We start from the raw sequence: 18549 nt of genomic DNA on the forward strand, positions 1-18549 counted from the left end.
TCAATATCCTCTTGTCCAAGCATCGGTGACCGTGGCGGAGACGCGCGTTTCAACGGTAACGCCACTGGAGCGCAGGATGGACGCCGCGCTGTCGAGCCAGGGCCACTCGGTGGCCCAGTGGGCGGCGTCGATCAGGGCGGGGCCACCGGACTCGACGAACTCACCGGCCGGATGGTGCCGTAGGTCGGCCGTGAGGAACACGTCGACGTCCGCGGACCTGGCCGCGCCGAGCAGCGAGTCGCCCGCGCCGCCGCTGACCGCGACGCGCGAGACCGGCCGGGCCAGGTCGCCCGCCACGCGCAGGCCGCCGGCGGTGCGCGGCAGCCCCTTGGCGGCCTGCGCGGCGAACTCCCCCAGCGTCGTGGGCTCGGGCAGCTCGCCGATGCGGCCCAGGCCGCGCCAGGGGTCGTCGGGGAAGGGCTGGAGCGGTACGAGGTCGCCGGTCAGGCCCACGGCCCTGGCCAGGGCGTCGGAGACGCCGGGATTGGCGGTGTCGGCGTTGGTGTGGGCGGTGTAGAGGGCGACCTCGTGCTTGATCAGACGGTGGATCAGGCGGCCCTTGGGCGTGGTGGCGGCCACGCTGGTGGTGCCGCGCAGGTAGAGCGGGTGATGGGTGACGATCAGGTCGGCGCCCCAGTCGAGGGCCTCCTCGCCCACGACCGCGACCGGATCGACGGCGAACAGCACCTTGTGCACCCGCCGGGCGGGGTCGCCGCAGACCAGCCCCACCGCGTCCCACGACTCGGCCCGGGCGGGCGGGTAGGCCGCCTCGAGCACCTCGATCACCTCAGTCAGCGTCACAGCAGCCACCTGCGCAGACTACCGGCCCGCGGAAGGGTCGCGCGGGGCGTGGCGGAGGGTGTCGCCAGAACGCGGTTCGGCGTACTGTAAGTGGATCCTGACTTCGCGGAGGACGGCATGGCACCCAGCGTCGCGATCATCGGAGCGGGCTTCGGCGGCCTGTGCATGGCGATCCGGCTGCGGCGCGCCGGGATCGGCTCCTTCACGGTCTTCGAGAAGGCCGCCGACCTCGGCGGCACGTGGCGGGACAACAGCTATCCGGGCGCGGGCTGCGACATCCCCTCGCACCTGTACTCGTACTCGTTCGAGAAGTACGCGAGCTGGACCCGCCGCTACCCAGCCCAACCCGAAATCCTCGCCTATCTAGAGCATTGCGCCGATAAATACGACGTCAGGCGAAAAATCCGCTTCGGCGCGGAAGTACGGCGAGCGGCCTTCGACGGCCGCCGCTGGCAGGTCACCAGCACCCACGACGGCGGCGAGCGCACCGAGGCGTTCGACGTGGTCGTCATGAGCGTGGGCCAGCTCAACCGCCCCCACCTGCCCGAGATCCCCGGCATGTCCGACTTCGAGGGCGTCTCCTTCCACTCGGCCCGCTGGAACCACGACCACGACCTCACCGGCCGCCGCGTCGCCGTGATCGGCAGCGGCTCGTCGGCGGCCCAGCTCGTCCCGGCCGTCGCCGAGCGGGCCGCGCACCTCGACGTCTTCCAGCGCACGCCCAACTGGGTGATCCCCAAGCCCGACGCCACCTTCGGCCCGCTCGCCCGGCTGGCCTTCCACTACGTCCCGGGCCTCCAGCGGGCCTACCGCGAGTGGATCTACCGGTACGCCGAGGCCACCCTCTACCCGGCCCTGGCCGAGGGCTGGAGCTCCGGCCTGCTGCGGAAGCGCGCCCTGGCCCACCTGCGCGTCCAGGTCCCCGATCCCGTCCTGCGGGCGAAGCTGACGCCTGGCTATCCGCCCGGTTGCAAGCGCGTCGTCATCGACAGCGCCTTCTACCCGGCGCTGACCAGGCCGGACGTCGACGTCGTCACCGATCCGATCGTCCGGATCGGGCCGAAGGGCGTGGAGACCGCCGAGGGGCTGCGCGAGGCCGACACGATCGTGTACGCCACCGGCTTCCTGAGCACCGAGTTCCTGGCCCCGATGGAGGTCACCGGGCTCGGCGGGCGGTCGCTGGCCGAGCAGTGGCGCGACGGCGCGCACGCCTACCTCGGCATCTCGGTGCCCGGCTTCCCCAGCATGTTCCTGCTCTACGGCCCGAACACGAACCTCGGGCACAACTCGATCATCTACATGATCGAGTGCCAGGTGCGGCACGTCATGGCGTGCCTGGCGCGGGTGGCCGAGCAGGGGCCGATCGAGGTGCGTCCCGAGGCGATGGCCGCCTGGACCAGGCAGCTCGACGCGGCGATGGACCGCATGGTGTGGGGCGAGGGGTGCCGGAGCTGGTACAAGACGGCCGAGGGACGGGTCACCAACAACTGGCCCGGCCCGACGACGCTCTACCGGCGGCTCACCGCCCGGCCGCCGCGCGGGGCGTACCGGAGGGCCGAGGAGATCCCGTCTTCGGTGCGGTGAACAAGATATGGGCAAAAAATCGGACTTGAGGCGCATTGGAGCAGGTCGGGGGCGCGCGGTAACGTCCTTCGCATGACGCTTCCCCTGCACCGGCGTGCCGTCGTGGCCGACACCCACAATGATCTCCTCATGGCGGTCGCCGCCCGGCCGCCCCAGCAGTGGGCCTCCTTCTTCCGCCGGCGGTGGCTGCCGCAGCTCGTCGAGGGCGGGGTCGACCTGCAGATCCTGCCGGTCTTCATCGACGACCAGTACCGGCCCGAGGGCGCGCTGCGGCAGACGCTGCGCATGATCGAGTGCGCCCACGTGATCGCGGAGGGCAACCCCGACGCCGTACGGCTCTGCCTCGACGGCTCGGCGATCGACGCGGCGCTGGCCGAGGGCAAGATCGCCCTGGTGCTCGCGCTGGAGAGCATGCCGGGGCTCGACGAGAGCGTCGAGCTGATCTCGACCGTCCACCGGCTGGGCGTGCGGGTGGCCTCGATCGCCCACTTCGGGCGTACGCCGCTGGCCGACGGCAGCGCCGAGGACGCCACCGGCAGCGGCCTGACCAGCCGCGGCGTGGCCGCCCTGAGCGAGATGGAGCGGCTGGGCATGGTGTTCGACGTCTCGCACCTCGGCGCGTCGGGCGTGGCCCACGTGCTGGAGCTGGCGACCAAGCCGGTCATGGCCACCCACTCCGCGGCCCGCGCGCTGCGCGACCACCACCGCAACCTCACCGACGACCAGCTCCGCGCGGTCGCCGCCACGGGCGGCGTGGTCTGCGTGAACTTCTTCGCCCCCTTCCTGGCCGAGCGTAAGGAGGACATGACGCTCGACCGCCTGCTCGACCACATCGAGCACGTCGCGCAGGTGGCCGGGATCGACCACGTCGGCCTCGGCCCCGACTTCATCCGCGAGGTCATGGACGACCTGACGCCCCCGTGCTGCGAGGGCCTGGAGCCCGACGACCTCGACTCCAGGGCGTCGATCCCCGGCCTGGAGGGTCCCGTCGGGCTGCCCATGGTGACCGAGGGGCTGCTCGCCCGCGGCCTGCCGGAGAAGGACGTCGCCAAGATCATCGGAGGGAACGTCCACCGGTTCCTCGGGGAGCGGCTGGCATGATCGAGGATCTGGAGGAGCTGGTCCTGTGCGAGTCGTTCTCGCGTGACCTCGCGGCCGTGGCCCGCAGCGCCGAGGTCGTGGCCGCGATGGGGGCCCGCCATCTGGGGGCCCGGCCGGAGTTCCTGGTGATCGACGGCGTCACCCATCTGCGCTGGTCGTTCGGCACGCCCAGGGTGCTGCTGCTCGGCCACCACGACACCGTCTGGCCGATCGGCACGCTGGCGACCCACCCCTGGTCGGTCGTCGACGGCGTGGCGCGCGGGCCGGGCGTGTTCGACATGAAGGCCGGGCTGGTGCAGACGTTCCACGCGCTCGCCGGGCTCGGCTCGCTCGACGGCGTCACGCTGTTGATCACCGGTGACGAGGAGCTGGGCTCGATCACGTCCGCGCCGCTGATCACGGACACCGCGCGGGGGCTGGCCGCCGCGTTCGTCATGGAGGCCAGCGCGGACGGCGGCGCGCTGAAGACGTCCCGCAAGGGCACGTCGATGTACACGCTGCGGGTGCGCGGCAAGGCGGCCCACGCCGGGCTGGAGCCGGAGAAGGGCGCGAACGCGGGCGTCGAGCTGGCGCACCAGATCCTGGCCATCGCCGCCCTCGGAGCCGGTGACACGACGGTCACCCCGACCGTGCTGCGCGGCGGGACGACGCTCAACACCGTCCCGGCCGAGGCGACGGTGGGGGTCGACGTGCGGGCGAGCACGGTGGCCGAGCAGCTGCGGGTGGACGCCGCGATGCGGGCGCTGGCGCCCGTGGTGCCCGGCACGCGGCTGGAGGTCGAAGGGGGCCCCAACCGGCCGCCGCTCGAAGCCGCGATGTCGGCCTCGCTCTACGCCCTGGCCCAGGACCTGGCCGGAGGACTGGACGTCGGCCCGCTGACCGCCGCCGCGGTGGGCGGCGCCTCCGACGGGAACTTCACCGCGGGGGCCGGCTGCCCGACGCTCGACGGGCTGGGCGCGGTGGGCGGCGGCGCGCACGCCGACCACGAGCACGTGGTGGTGGCCGAGATGCCGCGCCGCGCAGCCCTCCTCCGCGCCCTGATCGAGGCCGTGCGCTGAAACAACCGGGGCGGGTCGGCGGGGGCGGGTGTGAGCGGCGGGGACAGCATTCTGTCACTCCTTCACCAGTGGTATCGATATGGTGACTGCCTGTAGTCATTTGACGTGCGCCGCCACTCTCGGGGCGCACGTTGACCAGGGAGGTTCCATGAAATCCGTGCTGACCGCCGCTCGCAGGACGGCCGCCCTAGCCCTGTGCGCGTCCGCCGCGCTCGTCGTCCCGTTCGGGGCGAGCCCGGCCGGTGCCGCCGCCGCCGACGAGCCGGGCGTGCTGCTGTACATCACCGTCACGCCCAGCAACGGCGGCGGCGCGTACGCGATGCGGCTCACCTGCGACCCCGACGGCGGCACCCACCCGCGCCCGCGCACGGCCTGCGCCGAGCTGCACGAGGTCGACGGCGTGGTCAAGGACCTCAACGTCGACCCGGGCGCGTGCCCGCGCAACTACTCCCCCGTCTCCGTGCGCGTCAGAGGCCACTGGTACGGCCGCACGACGTCCTACGACAGGAAGTTCGAGAACGACTGCCTGATGGAACGCACGCTCGGGCCGCTGGTGAAGTGATCCCCGGCAGTCCCTGACATGCCCGTCCGCCGAGCGCGGGCGGGCATGCCGCCGTCCGGCGGGCATAGTGGGGGGCATGACGAGCCGGGAGGAGGCCGCCGAGGCGGCGGCCAAGAGTGGTGTGACCATCCGCGAGTTGCACGAGATGGGCGAGTTCGCGCAGGTCTTCCGGCTCTTCGACGAGATCTGGCGGCCCGATCCGGGCAACGCGCCGATCAGCGTCGAGTTGATGGCCGGGTTCGCGCACACCGGCAACTACGTGGCCGGCGCGTACGAGGACGACGTGCTGGTGGGCGCGTCGGTGGGCTTCCGGGCGGCGGACGGCGCGCTGCACTCCCACGTGACGGGCGCCTCGATCGGCCGGGGCATCGGCTACGCGCTCAAGCTGCACCAGCGGGCGTGGTGCCTGGATCGGGGCCTGGACCGCGTCACCTGGACCTTCGATCCGCTCGTCCGCCGCAACGCCCGCTTCAACCTGGTCAAGCTGGGCGCCCGCCCGCAGGAGTACCTGCGCGACTTCTACGGCGTCATGGCCGACGCGATCAACGAGGGCGACTCCTCCGACCGCCTGCTGGCGGTGTGGCCGCTGGACGAGCGCCCGCTCGGGCCACGGGTGGAACCGGCCGAGGGCCGCGTCCGGGTGCTGGCCGAGGACGGCTCCGGCCCGGTCGTGCGGCCGGCCGACGCGGACGTCGTGCTGGTGGGCACGCCGCACGACGTCGAACGGCTGCGCGTGCACGACCCGGCGGCGGCCAGGGCCTGGCGGACGGCGATGCGCGAGGTGCTGGGCGGCCTGATGGAGTCCGGCGGGCGGGTGGACGGGCTCACCGGCCAAGGGGACTACGTGGTGACCCTGACCGGATAGTTCACCGGCGTAAGCGATCTGCGTAAGGTGACGGTACGGGAAGCCGACCAAGGAGATCCGCATGACGGACTTCACCCCCACCGTCCCCGCGCGAGTCCTGCCGTCCGTCGCCGTCCGCGACCTGCCCGACCCTCCCCGCTCGACCTGGCGCGTCATCGGCCCGGGGCTGGTCGGGGCAGGGGTGGGGCTGGCGTCGGGCGAGTTCATCCTCTGGCCCTACATCGCCTCCCAGGTGGGGCTGGTGTTCGTCTGGGGCGCGGCGGTCGGCATCGTCACCCAGTGGTTCCTGAACATGGAGATCGAGCGGTACACGCTGGCCACCGGCGAGACAGCGCTGACCGGGTTCAGCCGGATGTGGCGGCACTGGGGGCTGGTCTTCGTCGTGATGACGCTGGCCTCGAACCTGTGGCCGGGGTGGGTGACCACGTCCGCGACCATGGTGACGTACCTGACCGGGGCCGGGGCGGGCGGGGTGCGCTGGATCGCGATCGGCATGCTCGTCGTGATCGCGCTGGGCCTGACGCTGGCGCCGGTGATCTACACGGTCCTCGAACGGGTGATCTTCGTGAAGATCGCCCTGGTGGCCACGCTGGCGGTGGTCGCCATCCTGTTCGCGATCAACGCCGACAGCTGGGTCGAGCTGGGCAAGGGGCTCACCGTGGGCGCCCGCTTCCCGGCCGGGGAGCTCGGGATCGCCGTGCTCATGGGCGCCGTCGCCTACGCCGGCGCGGGCGGGGGCCAGAACCTGTGCCAGAGCAACTGGATCCGCGACAAGGGCTTCGGCATGGGCGTGTACGTCCCGCGCCTGGTCAGCCCGGTCACCGGCGAGGAGGAGGCGACCGCCTCGACCGGCTTCCAGTTCCCGCCGACCGACGACAACCTGGCACGCTGGCGCCGGTGGTGGCGCTTCGCCAACGCCGAGCAGGGCGCGACGTTCGCGCTGGTGTCGTTCCTGACGATCGGGCTGATGTCGATGCTGGCCTACTCGACCGTCTTCGGCCGGCCGGAGGTGGCGGGCAGGAACGACATCGGCTTCCTGAAGGTCGAGGGCGAGGTGCTGCAGGGCGTGGTCGGCACGTGGTTCGGGATCCTGTTCTGGCTGATCGGCGCGCTGGCCCTGTTCGCCTCGGCGATGGGCATCGTCGACTACACCTCGCGGCTGGCCTCGGACACGATCAAGACGGTCTACCTGCGCGACCGGCCCGTGTCGGTGAACCGGGTGTACTTCGTCACCGTCTGGGCGATGACGCTGGTCGGCATCGCGATCCTGCTGCTCGGGCTCGACCAGCCGCTGATCCTGCTGGTGTTCTCGGCCTGCTTCGCGGCGGTGATGATGTTCGTGTACTCGATCCTGCTGATCGTGCTGAACCGGCGGGCGCTGCCGGAGGCGATCAAGGTCAGGTCGTACCGGCTGGGGGCGCTGGTCTGGTCGGTGCTGTTCTTCGGGACGCTGACCGTGCTGGTGGTCGTCCAGCAGGTGCAGAAGCTGACCGGCTGATCGCCGGGGTTGACCTCAAGTTCGCTTGAGGTAGGAGACTCGGCGGCATGGATGTTGTCGAGGTGACGAAGTTCGGTGGTCCCGAGGTGCTCCGGGTGCGGCGGGTGGACGATCCCGTCGCGGGGCCGGGGCAGGTGGTCGTCGGCGTCTCGGTGGCCGACGTGATGTCGCTGGACGCCCAGTTGCGCGCCGGGTGGGGGCAGGAGTGGTTCCCGAACCGGCCGCCGTTCGTGCCGGGGACCGGGGTGGCCGGACGGGTGGTGTCGGTGGGCGAGGGGGTGGATCCCGGCTGGACGGGGCGTCGGGTCGCGGCCATGGTGTCCGGCGGGTACGCCGAGCAGGTCGTGACCGGCGTGGACACGCTCGTGCCGGTGCCCGACGAGGTGAGCTCGTGGCTGGCGGCGGCGTTGCTGCAGGTGGGCCCGGCGGCGATCAGCCTGGTGGCGGCGGCGGAGCTGAAGCCGGGGGCGCGGGTGCTGGTCACGGGGGCCGGCGGGGCGCTGGGCCTACCGATCGTCCGGCTCGCGCGGGCCGCCGGCGCCCGAGTGACGGCCGCCGCGCACGGCCCGGCCAAGCGGGCGGCGGCGCTGGCGGCGGGCGCGGCCGAGGCGGTCGACTATCCGGCCCTGGCCACCCGTGAGACCGATGGGGGCACCGACCACCCCGCCCTGAACGCCACCGGCCCCCACGAGACGGAAGCGGGCGCGGGAGCTGACGTGACCATGGCCGGCGGGGGCGCGGTGGGGGCGTTCGACGTGGTCTTCGACGGGGTCGGGGGGCGGGTGGGGGCCGAGGCGTTCGCGTCGCTCGGGCCCGGCGGGGTGTTCTTCGCGTACGGGGTGCCGAGCGGTTCGACCGCGCTGGTGGACCCGGCCGAGGCGGCGCGCCGGGAGGTGCGGCTGGTCGGCATGGAACAGGTGCAGTTCGCCCCCGAGGAGTTCCGCCGCCTGGCCGGGCAGGCGCTGCGCATGGCGGCCACCGGCGAGCTGACGACCGTCGTCGGCCTGGCCGTGCCGCTCGACCGCGCCCACGAGGCGCACGCCGCCCTGGAGGCCCGCGAGCTGGTCGGCAAGGCGGTCCTGCTGGTCACCGCCCAGGCCGTGCGCTACCACGAGCACGGCGGCCCCGAGGTGCTGGCGCTGGAGGAGGTGCCGCTGCCCCGGCCCGGGGCCGGGCAGGTACGCGTGGCGGTCCGGGCGGCCGGGGTGAACGCCCTGGACTGGAAATTGCGCACCGGCTTCCGCGGCACGCCGCCCGACGGCCCGCAGGGCACCGGGATCGAGCTGGCCGGGACGGTCGACGCACTCGGCCCCGGGGTGACCGGCCTGGAGGTGGGCCAGGCGGTGTTCGGGCAGGTCCCGTCCGGGGCGGCGGCCACGTACGCGCTGGCCGAGGCCGCCGCGCTGCGTCCCAAGCCGGAGCACCTGTCGTACGCGGAGGCGGCCGCGCTGCCCGTCGCGCTGGAGACCGCCCACCGCGCGCTGGCGGAGCTGGGCCTGCGCGCGGGTGAGACGCTGCTCGTCCACGCGGTCGCGGGCGGCGTCGGCCTGGCCGCCGCGCAGCTCGCGCTGGCCCGGGGCGCCCGCGTGATCGGCACCGCGAGCGAACGCCACCACGCCTTCCTGCGCGACCTCGGCGTCGTGCCGGTCACCTACGGGGACGGGCTGGAGCAGCGCCTCCCCGGCCCCGTGGACCGGGTGCTGGACGCCTCGGGACGCGGCGAGGTCGCGCTGTCGGTCAGGCTCACCGGCGATCCGGCCAAGGTGATCACCATCGCCGACCCGGCGGGCGCGGCCGAGCACGGCGTGCGGTTCTCCACGGGCAAGGGCGGGCCGTTCCCGGCGGACGTGCTGCCGCGCGTCCCGGTCGCGGAGGTGTTCCCGCTGGAGCGGGTGGCCGACGCCCACCGGCGCAGCCAGGACGGCCACTTCCTCGGCAAGCTCGTCCTCGACGCGGAAGCCTCCTTGCCGCGTTAGCGGGCAGACTGGGCGCACGCTGGAAGCCTCCGCCCGCCCGCTCAAGCTGCTCTCGCTGCTCCAGGCGCACCGCGAACGGACGGGCCCGGACCTGGCCACCCGGCTGCGGGTCTCGACCAGGACGATCCGCAACGACGTCGAGCGCTTGCGCACGCTCGGCCACTCCGTGCACGCCACGCCCGGAGTGGCCGGCGGTTACCGGCTCGGCGCGGGGGCGGCGCTGCCGCCGCTGCTGCTCGACGACGAGGAGGCCGTGGCGGTCGCGGTCGCGCTCGGCCGGGCGGCGGTCAGCGGACGGTAGGAGCCCGGTCAGCGGGCGGCGGCAGCATCGGCGGCATGACCAACATGACCTGCGTGGCCGGCGGTAATGACGACTTCCAGCTCGTCACGCACCTCACCGTCACCGGCAGCCAGTTCGAGATCGGCCGGGTGCTCACCGAGGAGGCCCGCCGGCTCGGCTGGTCGCCCAGGACCGCCGACCCGGCGGTGATCAGAGCAAGGATGTCCTGGTTCGAACGGAACTGGCCGCAGCACCACGCCCGCATGGACGGCGCCGCCGCGGCGCTCGGCCTCGACCCCGACCAGGACGAACTGGCCCTCGACGGCTGGAACTACGTGCCCGCGGGCGCCGCCTGCTCGGCCCTGTGGTGCCCGCCGTCCGCCTCCGCCGACGGGCACGGCAGGGTGGGCCGCAACTACGACTTCTTCCTGCACACCACCAGTCAGCTCATGGGCGAGCCGGCGCGCCCCGGCGAGCTGCCCATGGCCGCCCGCCCGTACGTGATCAGCACCGTGCCCGACGACGGGCTCGCCTCGACCGTCATCACCATGAACGGCCTCGACGGCTGCATCGACGGCATCAACGAGGCCGGCCTGGCCGTCATGCTGCTGATCGCCGACGCCGAGACCGCCGCCCCGCCGCGGCTGGACGTCCCGCAGGTCGGGCTCGGCAGCCTGCAACTGCCCCGGTTCCTCATGGACACCTGCGAGACCGCGGCCCAGGCCAGGCAGGCGCTGCTGGGGGCCAAGCAGTACGACCTCGGCCTGCCCCTGCACTACCTGATCGCCGACGCCCACGGCCAGGCGTTCGTGTGGGAGCGCGGCACGGACGGCACCGAGCACGCCGTCGAGTTCGGCGACGGCCCGCTGTGCGTCACCAACCACCTGCTGCACCGCCATCCCGACCCGATGGCCCTGCCCGCCGACACCCCGGCGAGCCTGGGCACCTACGGCCGGCTGCGCACCCTGTACGAGCGCAGCAAGGGCGCCACCATGTCCGCCGAAGACCTGCGGGACAGCCTGCGCGCGGTGCGGCCGGCGGAGGATGCCGCCGGGCCGTTCCGCACGCTGTGGACCACGGTCTTCGACACCGCCGACCGCACCCTCGCCACCCGCTTCTACCTCGGCGACGGCCGCGACTACAGCGAGGAGCTGGTGTTCCCCGCCTCGGCCAGGTAGCCCTCGCGCACCTTCGAGCGCGACAGCTTGCCCGTGGGGGTGCGCGGGAGCCGGTCGCGGTACTCGACGACCTTCGGGTGCTTGAACCGGGCGAGCCGGGGCCCGCAGTGTTCGAGCAGCTCGGCGGTGAGCTCGGGGCCCGGCTCGACGCCCTCGGCGGGCTGGACGAGCGCGACCACGTTGTGGCCCCATTCCTCGTCGGGCACGCCGATGACCGCGACGTCGGCCACCGCGGGGTGCTCCAGCAGCGCGGCCTCGATCTCGGCGGGGTAGATGTTCACCCCGCCGGAGACGATCAGGTCGGTGCGCCGGTCGCACAGGAACAGGAACCCGTCGTCGTCGAGGTAGCCGATGTCGCCGGGGGCGTACCACTCGCCCAGCATGCTGGCGGCGGTCTTGGCCGGATCCTTGCGGTACTCGAAGGAGCCCATCGAGGACTTGACGTAGATCATGCCGGGCTCGCCCGGCGGCAGCTCCTCGCCCTTCTCGTCGCAGATCTTGGCCTCGAACGTCGGCGCCGGGCGGCCCACCGTGCCGGGCCTGGCCAGCCAGTCGTGCGGCTTGACGGAGAAGGCGATCGTGGACTCGGTGGAGCCGTAGTACTCGTACAGCACCGGGCCCCACCAGTCCATGATCGCCTGCTTGACGGCGACCGGGCAGGCCGCGGCCGTGTGGATGACCTGGCGCAGGCTCGACACGTCGTACTTGGCCCGGACGTCCTCGGGGAGCTGGAGCATGCGGTGAAACATGGTCGGCACCATCATGGCGTTGGAGACGTGGTGGCGCTGGATCAGCTCCAGGATGTCGACCGGGTCGAACCTGGGCGTGATCACCACCGTGTGCCCGAGGTGCAGCGCGAACTGGGTGTGCGCGCAGGGCGCCGAGTGGTACATGGGCGAGGTCACCAGGTGCACGGCGTCGCCCGGCGCGAGGTCGACGACCTCGCCGAGGAACCACGTGTACAGCGGCACGAGGGCCTCCGGCTCGGCGTCGGGCAGCGGGCGCTGCACGCCCTTGGGGAAGCCGGTGGTGCCGGAGGTGTACCACATGACCGCCCCGGCCGTACGTCCCTCGGGGGCGTCCGCGGGCTGCCCCTCGGCCAGCCCGGACGTGCCGATCTCGGCGCCCGGCACGGCGTGCGCGGCGTCGGCGACCACGACCTTGGCGTCGCAGTCGGCCAGGATGTAGGACACCTCGGACTCGGTGAGGTGCCAGTTGACCGGCACGTAGTAGAGCCCGATCTGGCCGGTCGCCATGAGCATGACGACGGCGTCGACGCCGTTGGGCAGCACGCCCGCGACCACGTCGCCCTTGCCCAGCCCGCGGGCCCGCAGGCCGTGGGAGACCTGGTTGACCCTGGCGAGCAGCTCGCCGTACGTGGTCCGCGTGCCGTCGGTGTCGATCACGGCCAGGCGGCCGGGGTCGGCGGCGGCGATGGCGTAGAAGCCGGGAAGGCCGCTGATGTCCATCTACAGCTCCAGGAGTTCCGCGAGACGGGCCCGGTGGATGCGGGGCGGGCCGAGCAGCACCTCGTCGGCCTTGGCCCGCTTGTAGAACAGGTGCGCGTCGTGCTCCCAGGTGAAACCTATGCCGCCGTGCAGGAGCAGGTGGTCGCGGGCGACCTCGAAGCAGGCGCGGCCCACGTACGCCTGCGCCAGGGCGGCGGCGCCGGGCAGCTCGGCGGGCGACTCGTCGGCGGCCCAGGCGGCGTACCTGACGATCGACTCGGCCTGTTCGAGCTTGCCGTGCATGTCGGCGAGCTTGTGCTTGACGCCCTGGTAGGAGCCGATGTAGCGGCCGAAGGCGACGCGGATCTTGGCGTAGGCGACGATGGCGTCCAGCGAGGCGCGCAGCACGCCCAGTTGCTCGGCGGCGAGCGCGATGCACAGCCGGTCGCCGATGCCGCTGCCGGCGGGCGGGCGGCCGAGCACGCGGGCGGGGGCGTGCTCCAGGGTCACCCGCGCCTGGCCGCGCGTGAGGTCGAGCGTCTCCAGCGGGGTCCGCGTGACGCCGGGGCCGGCCAGGTCGACGGCCACCAGCAGCACGCCGCCGTCGCCGGGCGCGGGCGCGAGCAGCACGTCCGCCTCCATGCCGGACAGCACCCGGGGCAGGGCGCCGGTGACGGCCGCGCCGTCGAAGGCGAGGTCGCTCTCGGGCTGGACGAGCGTGGCGGCGACGCGGCCCTCGGCGATGCCGCCCAGCAGCTCCTTGTCCGGCGCCTGGGTGAGCGCGAGCGCGGCGAACTGGGTGGCGAGGAAGGGGCCGGGCAGCAGCGCGGCGCCGGTCTCCTCCAGGGCCACCGCGAGGTCGGCGAGCCCGGCCCCGGCGCCGCCGTGCTCCTCGGGGACGACCAGGCCGGACAGGCCGAGCTCGCCGTTGAGCCGGGCGTACACCTGGGGGTCGTAGCCCTCGCGGGCCTTGCGCAGCGGCGAGGCGGCGCGCAGGAAGTCGCGCACGGCCTCGCGGAGCTGCTGCTGTTCCTGGCTGAGTACGAGCTTCACCCCTGCGTCCCCACCTTCAGGTCCTTGAACGGCACGGTCTTGTCCACCCGCGGCTCCGGCGGCAGGCCGAGCACGCGGTCGCCGACGATGTTGCGCATGATCTCGTTGGTGCCGCCGCCCAGTGCCATGCCGGGGGCCAGCGAGATCGACCGGGACAGCGGGTGGTCGCCGACCACGGACTCGGGGCCGACGAGCTGGGTGGCGAGGTCGGCCTGGAACAGGGTCAGCTCGGCCAGCAGCAGCTTGGCGGCGCTGCCGCGGGCGCCGGGGAAGATGCCCGCCCTGGTCTCCTGGGCGAGCCGCTGGTTGAACAGGGCCAGGGCGCGGCTGCGGATGTGCAGCTCGACGAGCTGGTCGCGGACCAGCGGGTCGCTGGTGTCGAGCGTCTCGCGCAGCGCCTCGAAGGTGGCCGGGTTGTCCTTCTGCCCGCCCATGCCGACGCCCGCCGAGATCGACAGCCGCTCGTGCAGCAGAGTGGTGACGGCCACGCTCCAGCCGTCGTCGACCTCGCCGATCCGGTGCTCGTCGGGGATCGTCACGTTGTCGAAGAAGATCTCGTTGAAGTTGGCCCGGCCGGACATGTCCTTGAGCGGCCGGACCGTCACGCCGGGGTGGTGCATGTCCACCACGAACATGGTCAGGCCGCGGTGCTTGGGCACCTCGACGTCGGTGCGGGCCAGCAGCAGGCCCCAGTCGGCGTGGTGGGCGACCGAGGTCCAGACCTTCTGGCCGTTGACGACCCAGGTGTCGCCGTCGCGTACGGCGCGGGTCTGGAGGCTGGCCACGTCGCTACCTGCGCCCGGCTCGGAGAACAGCTGGCACCAGACCTCCTCCCCGCGCAGCAGCGGCCGGACGAACCGCTCGCGCTGCGCGTCGGTCCCCCGGTCCACCAGCGTCGGCCCGGTCATGCCGAGCCCGATGGAGAAGACGTACGTGGGGAGGGTGTAGTCACGCGCCTCGGCGGCGAAGGCGCGCTCCTCGGCCTGTGTCAGCCCCTGGCCGCCCCACTCCCGCGGCCAGGTGATGCCGGAGTAGCCGGCGTCGTACAGCCTGGCCATGAACTCCTTGGCGCGGGCGAGGGCGTCGGCCCCTGACTGATCGTCGGCCGGGACGTTGTCGCGCAGCCACTCCGCGGCGGCACGCCGATACTCTGCAAGGTCCACATCGACTCCTTGGCATCAGTGTTCACTTACTCTAGTCAGGTCGCGGCGGCACGCATAGAGCAATGCTCTGGAGGCCCTTTCGGCTGCATTTGTCGCCGAAACTCCGCTAATTAGGACCACTCCCGCCTCCTGTGATCATCTGGTCGTCGGAGGGTGCGTGCGCATGTTCAGACGCTGGTCCGTGCAACGGCGGCTGACGCTGGCCGCCCTGCTGTGCGCGCTGGCGGGTTACGGCGTCACCGCGCTCCTCGTCACGCCGCTCGTGCACACGCTGGCCACCGGCTTCCTCACCGAGCAGACCGCCGGCGCCGCCCGCCGCATCGCCTTCGTCGTCGAGCGGGACGCGCCCGGCCGCCTGCGGCCCGTGGCCGTCACCGAGGGCACCGACCTCATCCAGGTCGTCGACGCGGACGGCCGGATCCGGCAGGCCAGCCCGCGCCTGACCGGGCAGCCGCCGCTCAGCACCAGCACCGCCACCGGCGCCGACGCCCGGCTCGACACCACGTCCTGCACGAACCGGCTGCGCGGCGTCCACTGCCTGATCACCGTCGGCTTCCGGGCGCACGTCGGCGGCAGACCCTGGATGATCTACGCCTACACCCCCGAGCTCCCCTGGTACATCAGTCCCTGGTACCCGCCGGCCACCGCGCTCGGCGTGCTGCTGCTGGCCGCCGTCACGGCCTGCGTGGCCTGGCTGACCGCGCGCAAGGCGCTGACCCCGGTCTGGGCGATCAGGGACGAGCTGGCCGAGATCACCGCCACCGACCTCGGCCGCCGGGTGCCCAGGGGACGGCACCGGGACGAGCTCGACGACCTCGCCCGTACCGTGAACGAGACCCTCGACCGGCTCGAACGCGCGGTGGAGCAGCAGCGCAGGTTCGCCTCCGACGCCTCCCACGACCTGCGCAGCCCGATCGCGGCGATGCGCACGCAGGTCGAGGAGGCGATGCTCGCCCCCGAGGAGACCGACTGGCCCCGGACCGGCCGGCGCGTGCTTGAGGGCCTCGACCGCCTGCAGAACATCGTCGGCGATCTGCTGACCCTGGCCCGGCTGGAGGCCGGCGCGCCCGGCCGCCGCGAGCCGGTGGACCTGGCCAGGCTGGTGCGCGAGGAGTTGCTCCGCCGTCCGGAGCGCAAAACGGTGGAGACGCGGCTGCGCTCGGGGGTGGTCGTCGAGGGCGACGCGCTGCGGCTGTCCCGCCTGCTGGCGAACCTGCTCGACAACGCCGAGAGGCACGCCGATACCATGATCACTGTGACTGTGGGTGAACACGAGGGACGGGCGGTGCTCGAGGTGCTCGACGACGGCGCCGGCATCGCCCCCGACCAGCGCGAAGCCGTCTTCCGGCGGTTCATCCGCCTGGCCGACTCCCGCCGCCGCGACGCCGGCGGCACCGGGCTCGGCCTGCCCATCGCCCGCGAGATCGCCGAGGCCCACGAGGGCACGCTCACCATCGAGCCCTCCGAACGCGGCGCCCGGTTTGTCCTACAAATACCGTTGATCAGTAGTTAGAGTTACTCGCTGTGACACCCACTTTCAGCCGATTAAGGCGCGAAGACCTCCTCAAGACGGCCTGCGAAGTGATCGCCGAGCAGGGATTCGGTCACACCCGGACCCTCGACATCGCCCGCGCGGCGGGCGTCAGCCAGGCGTTGCTCTTCTACCACTTCGACACCAAGGACAGGCTGTTCGCGCAGGCGTTCGGCTACGCGGCCAGGCTGCATCTGGACGCGCTGTCCGACATCGAGGAATCCCCCGCCGGCCCACTCGAACGGCTGCGCGCCCTGCTGCGGCGCTGCTCGCCGGTGATCCCCTCGGACGAGTGGCGGCTGTGGATCGACGCCTGGGCCGAGGCGATGCGCAGCCCGGAGCTGGCGGAGATCTCCCGCCGGATCGACGCGCGCAGCCGTTCGCTGCTGCGCTCGATCATCGAGGACGGCGTGCGCTCCGGCGCGTTCGCCTGCGGCGATCCGGAGGAGGCGGCCTGGCGGATCTTCGCGCTCATCGACGGCCTGGCGGTCCAGACGCACGTGCATCCCCACATGCTCTCGCGCCGCCGGGCCGCCGTCCTGCTGCGTACGGCGGTCGCCGGAGAGCTGGGGCTGCCCGTCGAGAACCTGTGACCCGGGCCCCTCTTCCACGCCTATTGGATCCTTCGTACAATTAAAAGGGCGAGGAGAGGAGCACCCGCGATGACATCCGCACCGAGCTCTGCCGCCGCCAGGGAGAACGACGAGAGGATCGCCGACCGCACCGCCTACGAGGCCGTCGTCGAACGCCTGTCGAAGGCGTCGGTCGACAGACACTGGGAGCCCTACCGCGACATCCCGTGGGACGCCCCGGAGTTCCGCGTGGACCAGGCCGACCCGCGCTGGGAGCTGCCCGAGGTCGACAAGCTGGGCGGCCACCCGTGGTACCGCAGCCGCTCCCCCGAGGTCCGCGCCAGGATCGGCCTGTGGCGGGTCGCCACCGCCATGAAGATCGGCCTGCAGTTCGAGAACCTGCTCAAGCGCGGCCTGCTCAACTACGCCTGCCGAACGGCTCCCCCGAGTTCCGGTACGTCTACCACGAGACCATCGAAGAGGGACATCACGGGATGATGTTCCAGGAGTTCGTGAACCGCACGAAGCTCCCGATACGCGGCATGCCGCGGCCGCTGTCCCTGGTCGCCCAGATCGCGCCCTGGATCCCGCTGATCTCCACCGAGCTGTTCTTCGTCTTCGTCCTAGGTGGCGAGGACCCGATCGACCACGTGCAGCGTAAGGTGCTGAAGGACGGCCGGGCCCACCATCCGCTGGAAGAGACGATCATGCGCATCCACATCGCGGAGGAGGCCAGGCACATCTCCTTCGCCCGCCACTACCTCCGCGACCGCGTGCCGCGCATGCCCCGCCACCGGAGGATGTTGCTGAGCGTGATCTCGCCGGTCGTGCTCGGCGTGATGGCCCGCATCATGCTCGCGCCGCCCGGCCCGCTGATCAGGCACTTCCGCGTCCCGCCGCAGGTCGTGGCCGAGATCTACCGTGACAACCCGGCCGCCCGGCGGGAGATCCGCGACTCGGTCGGCCGCACGCGCGAGCTGTGCGCCGAGATCGGGCTCGTCAACGTCGTCAGCAGGAAGGTCTGGCAGGCCATGGGGATATGGGCGGAGCCGGGCCGGTGAAGGTCGCGGTGGTGACCGGAGGCGCCTCCGGGATCGGCCTCGCGGTGGCGCGGGAGCTGCGGCGCAGGGGCGTGACGGTGGTGATCGCCGACGTCGACGAGCGGGCGGGCAAGCAGGCCGCCGCCGACTCCGGGCTGGAGTTCGCCCGGCTCGACGTCACCGACGCCGAGGCCGTGGCCGCGCTGGTCACCCGGGTGAAGGCCGAACGCGGGCGGCTCGACTTCCTGTTCAACAACGCCGGCATCGCGGTCGGCGGCCGCACCCGCGAGCTGACGCTCGACCACTGGAACCGGACGATCGACGTGAACCTGCGCGGCGTCGTCCACGGCGTGCACGCGGCCTATCCGATCATGGTGGACCAGGGCTTCGGGCACATCGTCAACACCGCGTCGCTGGCCGGGCTGGTGCCCGCGCCGCTGATGCTGCCGTACACGACGAGCAAGCACGCCGTGGTCGGGCTCTCGCTGGCGCTGCGGGCCGAGGCGGCCGCGTACGGGGTGCGGGTGAGCGTGGTCTGCCCGGGGTTCATCGACACGCCGCTGCTCGACCACGCCAACCCGGGGCTGCCGCAGAACGAGATCGCCGCCCACGCCAGGAGCGCGGCGGTGCGGGCGCAGGGGCGGCTCTATCCCGTCGACGCGCTGGCCGGGGACATCCTGCGCGGGGTGGCCAGGAACAAGGCGCTGATCGTGGCGCCGGCCTCGGGCCGGATCGCCTGGCGCGCCGCCCGGCTGTGGCCGTCGGCGGCGGTGCGGGTGGCGGGCTTCGCGGTCCGGCGGCTCACCCGGCGCTGAGTCCCGTCCGTCCGGGCCACCGGA

The 18549-nt window shown here is 72.7% G+C and carries 15 protein-coding genes and 3 pseudogenes; 14 read left to right on the forward strand and 4 right to left on the reverse strand.

Annotated features, from left to right (window positions below):
* A complete protein-coding gene (locus ACWEJ6_RS36410; RefSeq protein ID WP_452429710.1) occupies nucleotides 1–801 on the reverse strand; it encodes a Nif3-like dinuclear metal center hexameric protein in 801 nt (266 codons plus the stop codon).
* Nucleotides 802–918: 117 nt separating this feature from the next.
* On the opposite strand from ACWEJ6_RS36410, the gene ACWEJ6_RS36415 reads away from it, so the two are divergent.
* The 10 genes and pseudogenes from ACWEJ6_RS36415 to ACWEJ6_RS36460 all read left to right on the forward strand — a co-directional run bounded on the left by ACWEJ6_RS36415 (nucleotide 919) and on the right by ACWEJ6_RS36460 (nucleotide 10903).
* The gene (locus ACWEJ6_RS36415; RefSeq protein ID WP_452429712.1) at nucleotides 919–2385 is read left to right on the forward strand and encodes a flavin-containing monooxygenase; all 1467 of its coding nucleotides are present in this window, start codon (nucleotides 919–921) and stop codon (nucleotides 2383–2385) included.
* A gap of 72 nt (nucleotides 2386–2457) precedes the next feature.
* Complete coding sequence (locus ACWEJ6_RS36420) at nucleotides 2458–3486, forward strand: dipeptidase (RefSeq protein ID WP_452429714.1); 1029 nt, start codon at nucleotides 2458–2460, stop codon at nucleotides 3484–3486.
* A complete protein-coding gene (locus ACWEJ6_RS36425; protein WP_452429716.1) occupies nucleotides 3483–4544 on the forward strand; it encodes a M20 family metallopeptidase in 1062 nt (353 codons plus the stop codon). The genes ACWEJ6_RS36420 and ACWEJ6_RS36425 overlap by 4 nt, the downstream gene beginning before the upstream one ends.
* Before the next feature lie 148 nt (nucleotides 4545–4692).
* Nucleotides 4693–5106, forward strand: a complete 414-nt coding sequence (locus ACWEJ6_RS36430) for an SSI family serine proteinase inhibitor (protein WP_387663894.1) — start codon at nucleotides 4693–4695, stop codon at nucleotides 5104–5106.
* Between the two features lie 76 nt (nucleotides 5107–5182).
* Complete coding sequence (locus tag ACWEJ6_RS36435) at nucleotides 5183–5971, forward strand: GNAT family N-acetyltransferase (RefSeq protein ID WP_387663892.1); 789 nt, start codon at nucleotides 5183–5185, stop codon at nucleotides 5969–5971.
* A 61-nt stretch (nucleotides 5972–6032) separates the two neighbouring features.
* On the forward strand, nucleotides 6033–7469 hold the full coding sequence (locus ACWEJ6_RS36440) for an Nramp family divalent metal transporter (protein WP_452429719.1): 1437 nt from the start codon (nucleotides 6033–6035) through the stop codon (nucleotides 7467–7469).
* A gap of 47 nt (nucleotides 7470–7516) precedes the next feature.
* A pseudogene (locus ACWEJ6_RS36445) lies at nucleotides 7517–8539 on the forward strand (zinc-binding dehydrogenase); the annotation flags it as partial.
* Between the two features lie 12 nt (nucleotides 8540–8551).
* Nucleotides 8552–9445 carry an NADP-dependent oxidoreductase gene (locus tag ACWEJ6_RS36450; RefSeq protein WP_452429789.1) on the forward strand — a complete coding sequence of 298 codons (894 nt, stop codon included), beginning with the start codon at nucleotides 8552–8554 and terminating at the stop codon, nucleotides 9443–9445.
* A gap of 19 nt (nucleotides 9446–9464) precedes the next feature.
* Nucleotides 9465–9740: pseudogene (locus ACWEJ6_RS36455) on the forward strand (helix-turn-helix transcriptional regulator); the annotation flags it as partial.
* 41 nt (nucleotides 9741–9781) lie between these two features.
* On the forward strand, nucleotides 9782–10903 hold the full coding sequence (locus ACWEJ6_RS36460) for a C45 family autoproteolytic acyltransferase/hydolase (RefSeq protein ID WP_452429721.1): 1122 nt from the start codon (nucleotides 9782–9784) through the stop codon (nucleotides 10901–10903).
* Here the strand turns inward: ACWEJ6_RS36460 and ACWEJ6_RS36465 are convergent.
* The 3 genes from ACWEJ6_RS36465 to ACWEJ6_RS36475 are packed head-to-tail and all read right to left on the reverse strand — an operon-like array spanning nucleotide 10864 to nucleotide 14567.
* On the reverse strand, nucleotides 10864–12372 hold the full coding sequence (locus ACWEJ6_RS36465; RefSeq protein WP_452429723.1) for an AMP-binding protein: 1509 nt from the start codon (nucleotides 12370–12372) through the stop codon (nucleotides 10864–10866). The two genes, ACWEJ6_RS36460 and ACWEJ6_RS36465, sit on opposite strands and share 40 nt — an antisense overlap.
* Complete coding sequence (locus ACWEJ6_RS36470; RefSeq protein ID WP_452429725.1) at nucleotides 12373–13404, reverse strand: acyl-CoA dehydrogenase family protein; 1032 nt, start codon at nucleotides 13402–13404, stop codon at nucleotides 12373–12375.
* Nucleotides 13401–14567 (reverse strand): acyl-CoA dehydrogenase family protein, encoded by a 1167-nt coding sequence (locus ACWEJ6_RS36475; RefSeq protein ID WP_397163464.1) that lies wholly within the window; start codon nucleotides 14565–14567, stop codon nucleotides 13401–13403. The genes ACWEJ6_RS36470 and ACWEJ6_RS36475 overlap by 4 nt, the downstream gene beginning before the upstream one ends.
* A 163-nt stretch (nucleotides 14568–14730) precedes the next feature.
* Between ACWEJ6_RS36475 and ACWEJ6_RS36480 the strand changes: the two genes are divergently transcribed.
* The 4 genes and pseudogenes from ACWEJ6_RS36480 to ACWEJ6_RS36495 all read left to right on the forward strand — a co-directional run bounded on the left by ACWEJ6_RS36480 (nucleotide 14731) and on the right by ACWEJ6_RS36495 (nucleotide 18525).
* Nucleotides 14731–16080: a HAMP domain-containing sensor histidine kinase gene (locus tag ACWEJ6_RS36480; protein WP_452429728.1), complete on the forward strand. Its 1350-nt coding sequence runs from the start codon at nucleotides 14731–14733 to the stop codon at nucleotides 16078–16080.
* Between the two features lie 11 nt (nucleotides 16081–16091).
* Nucleotides 16092–16691: a TetR/AcrR family transcriptional regulator gene (locus ACWEJ6_RS36485; protein ID WP_387663878.1), complete on the forward strand. Its 600-nt coding sequence runs from the start codon at nucleotides 16092–16094 to the stop codon at nucleotides 16689–16691.
* A gap of 69 nt (nucleotides 16692–16760) precedes the next feature.
* Nucleotides 16761–17731, forward strand: a pseudogene (locus tag ACWEJ6_RS36490) (AurF N-oxygenase family protein).
* On the forward strand, nucleotides 17728–18525 hold the full coding sequence (locus tag ACWEJ6_RS36495) for an SDR family NAD(P)-dependent oxidoreductase (RefSeq protein ID WP_452429731.1): 798 nt from the start codon (nucleotides 17728–17730) through the stop codon (nucleotides 18523–18525). The pseudogene ACWEJ6_RS36490 and the gene ACWEJ6_RS36495 overlap by 4 nt, the downstream one beginning before the upstream one ends.
* Nucleotides 18526–18549 lie beyond the last annotated feature (24 nt).

The organism is Nonomuraea sp. NPDC004702 (assembly GCF_053601695.1).

What these genes read in the sequence shown, in the direction of transcription:
- ACWEJ6_RS36435 (WP_387663892.1), top strand. Translation starts at nt 5,183, where the DNA reads ATGACGAGCCGGGAGGAGGCCGCCGAGGCGGCGGCCAAGAGTGGTGTG.
- ACWEJ6_RS36465 (WP_452429723.1), bottom strand. Translation starts at nt 12,372, where the DNA reads ATGGACATCAGCGGCCTTCCCGGCTTCTACGCCATCGCCGCCGCCGAC.
- ACWEJ6_RS36480 (WP_452429728.1), top strand. Translation starts at nt 14,731, where the DNA reads ATGTTCAGACGCTGGTCCGTGCAACGGCGGCTGACGCTGGCCGCCCTG.
- ACWEJ6_RS36420 (WP_452429714.1), top strand. Translation starts at nt 2,458, where the DNA reads ATGACGCTTCCCCTGCACCGGCGTGCCGTCGTGGCCGACACCCACAAT.
- ACWEJ6_RS36460 (WP_452429721.1), top strand. Translation starts at nt 9,782, where the DNA reads ATGACCAACATGACCTGCGTGGCCGGCGGTAATGACGACTTCCAGCTC.
- ACWEJ6_RS36440 (WP_452429719.1), top strand. Translation starts at nt 6,033, where the DNA reads ATGACGGACTTCACCCCCACCGTCCCCGCGCGAGTCCTGCCGTCCGTC.
- ACWEJ6_RS36425 (WP_452429716.1), top strand. Translation starts at nt 3,483, where the DNA reads ATGATCGAGGATCTGGAGGAGCTGGTCCTGTGCGAGTCGTTCTCGCGT.
- ACWEJ6_RS36430 (WP_387663894.1), top strand. Translation starts at nt 4,693, where the DNA reads ATGAAATCCGTGCTGACCGCCGCTCGCAGGACGGCCGCCCTAGCCCTG.
- ACWEJ6_RS36415 (WP_452429712.1), top strand. Translation starts at nt 919, where the DNA reads ATGGCACCCAGCGTCGCGATCATCGGAGCGGGCTTCGGCGGCCTGTGC.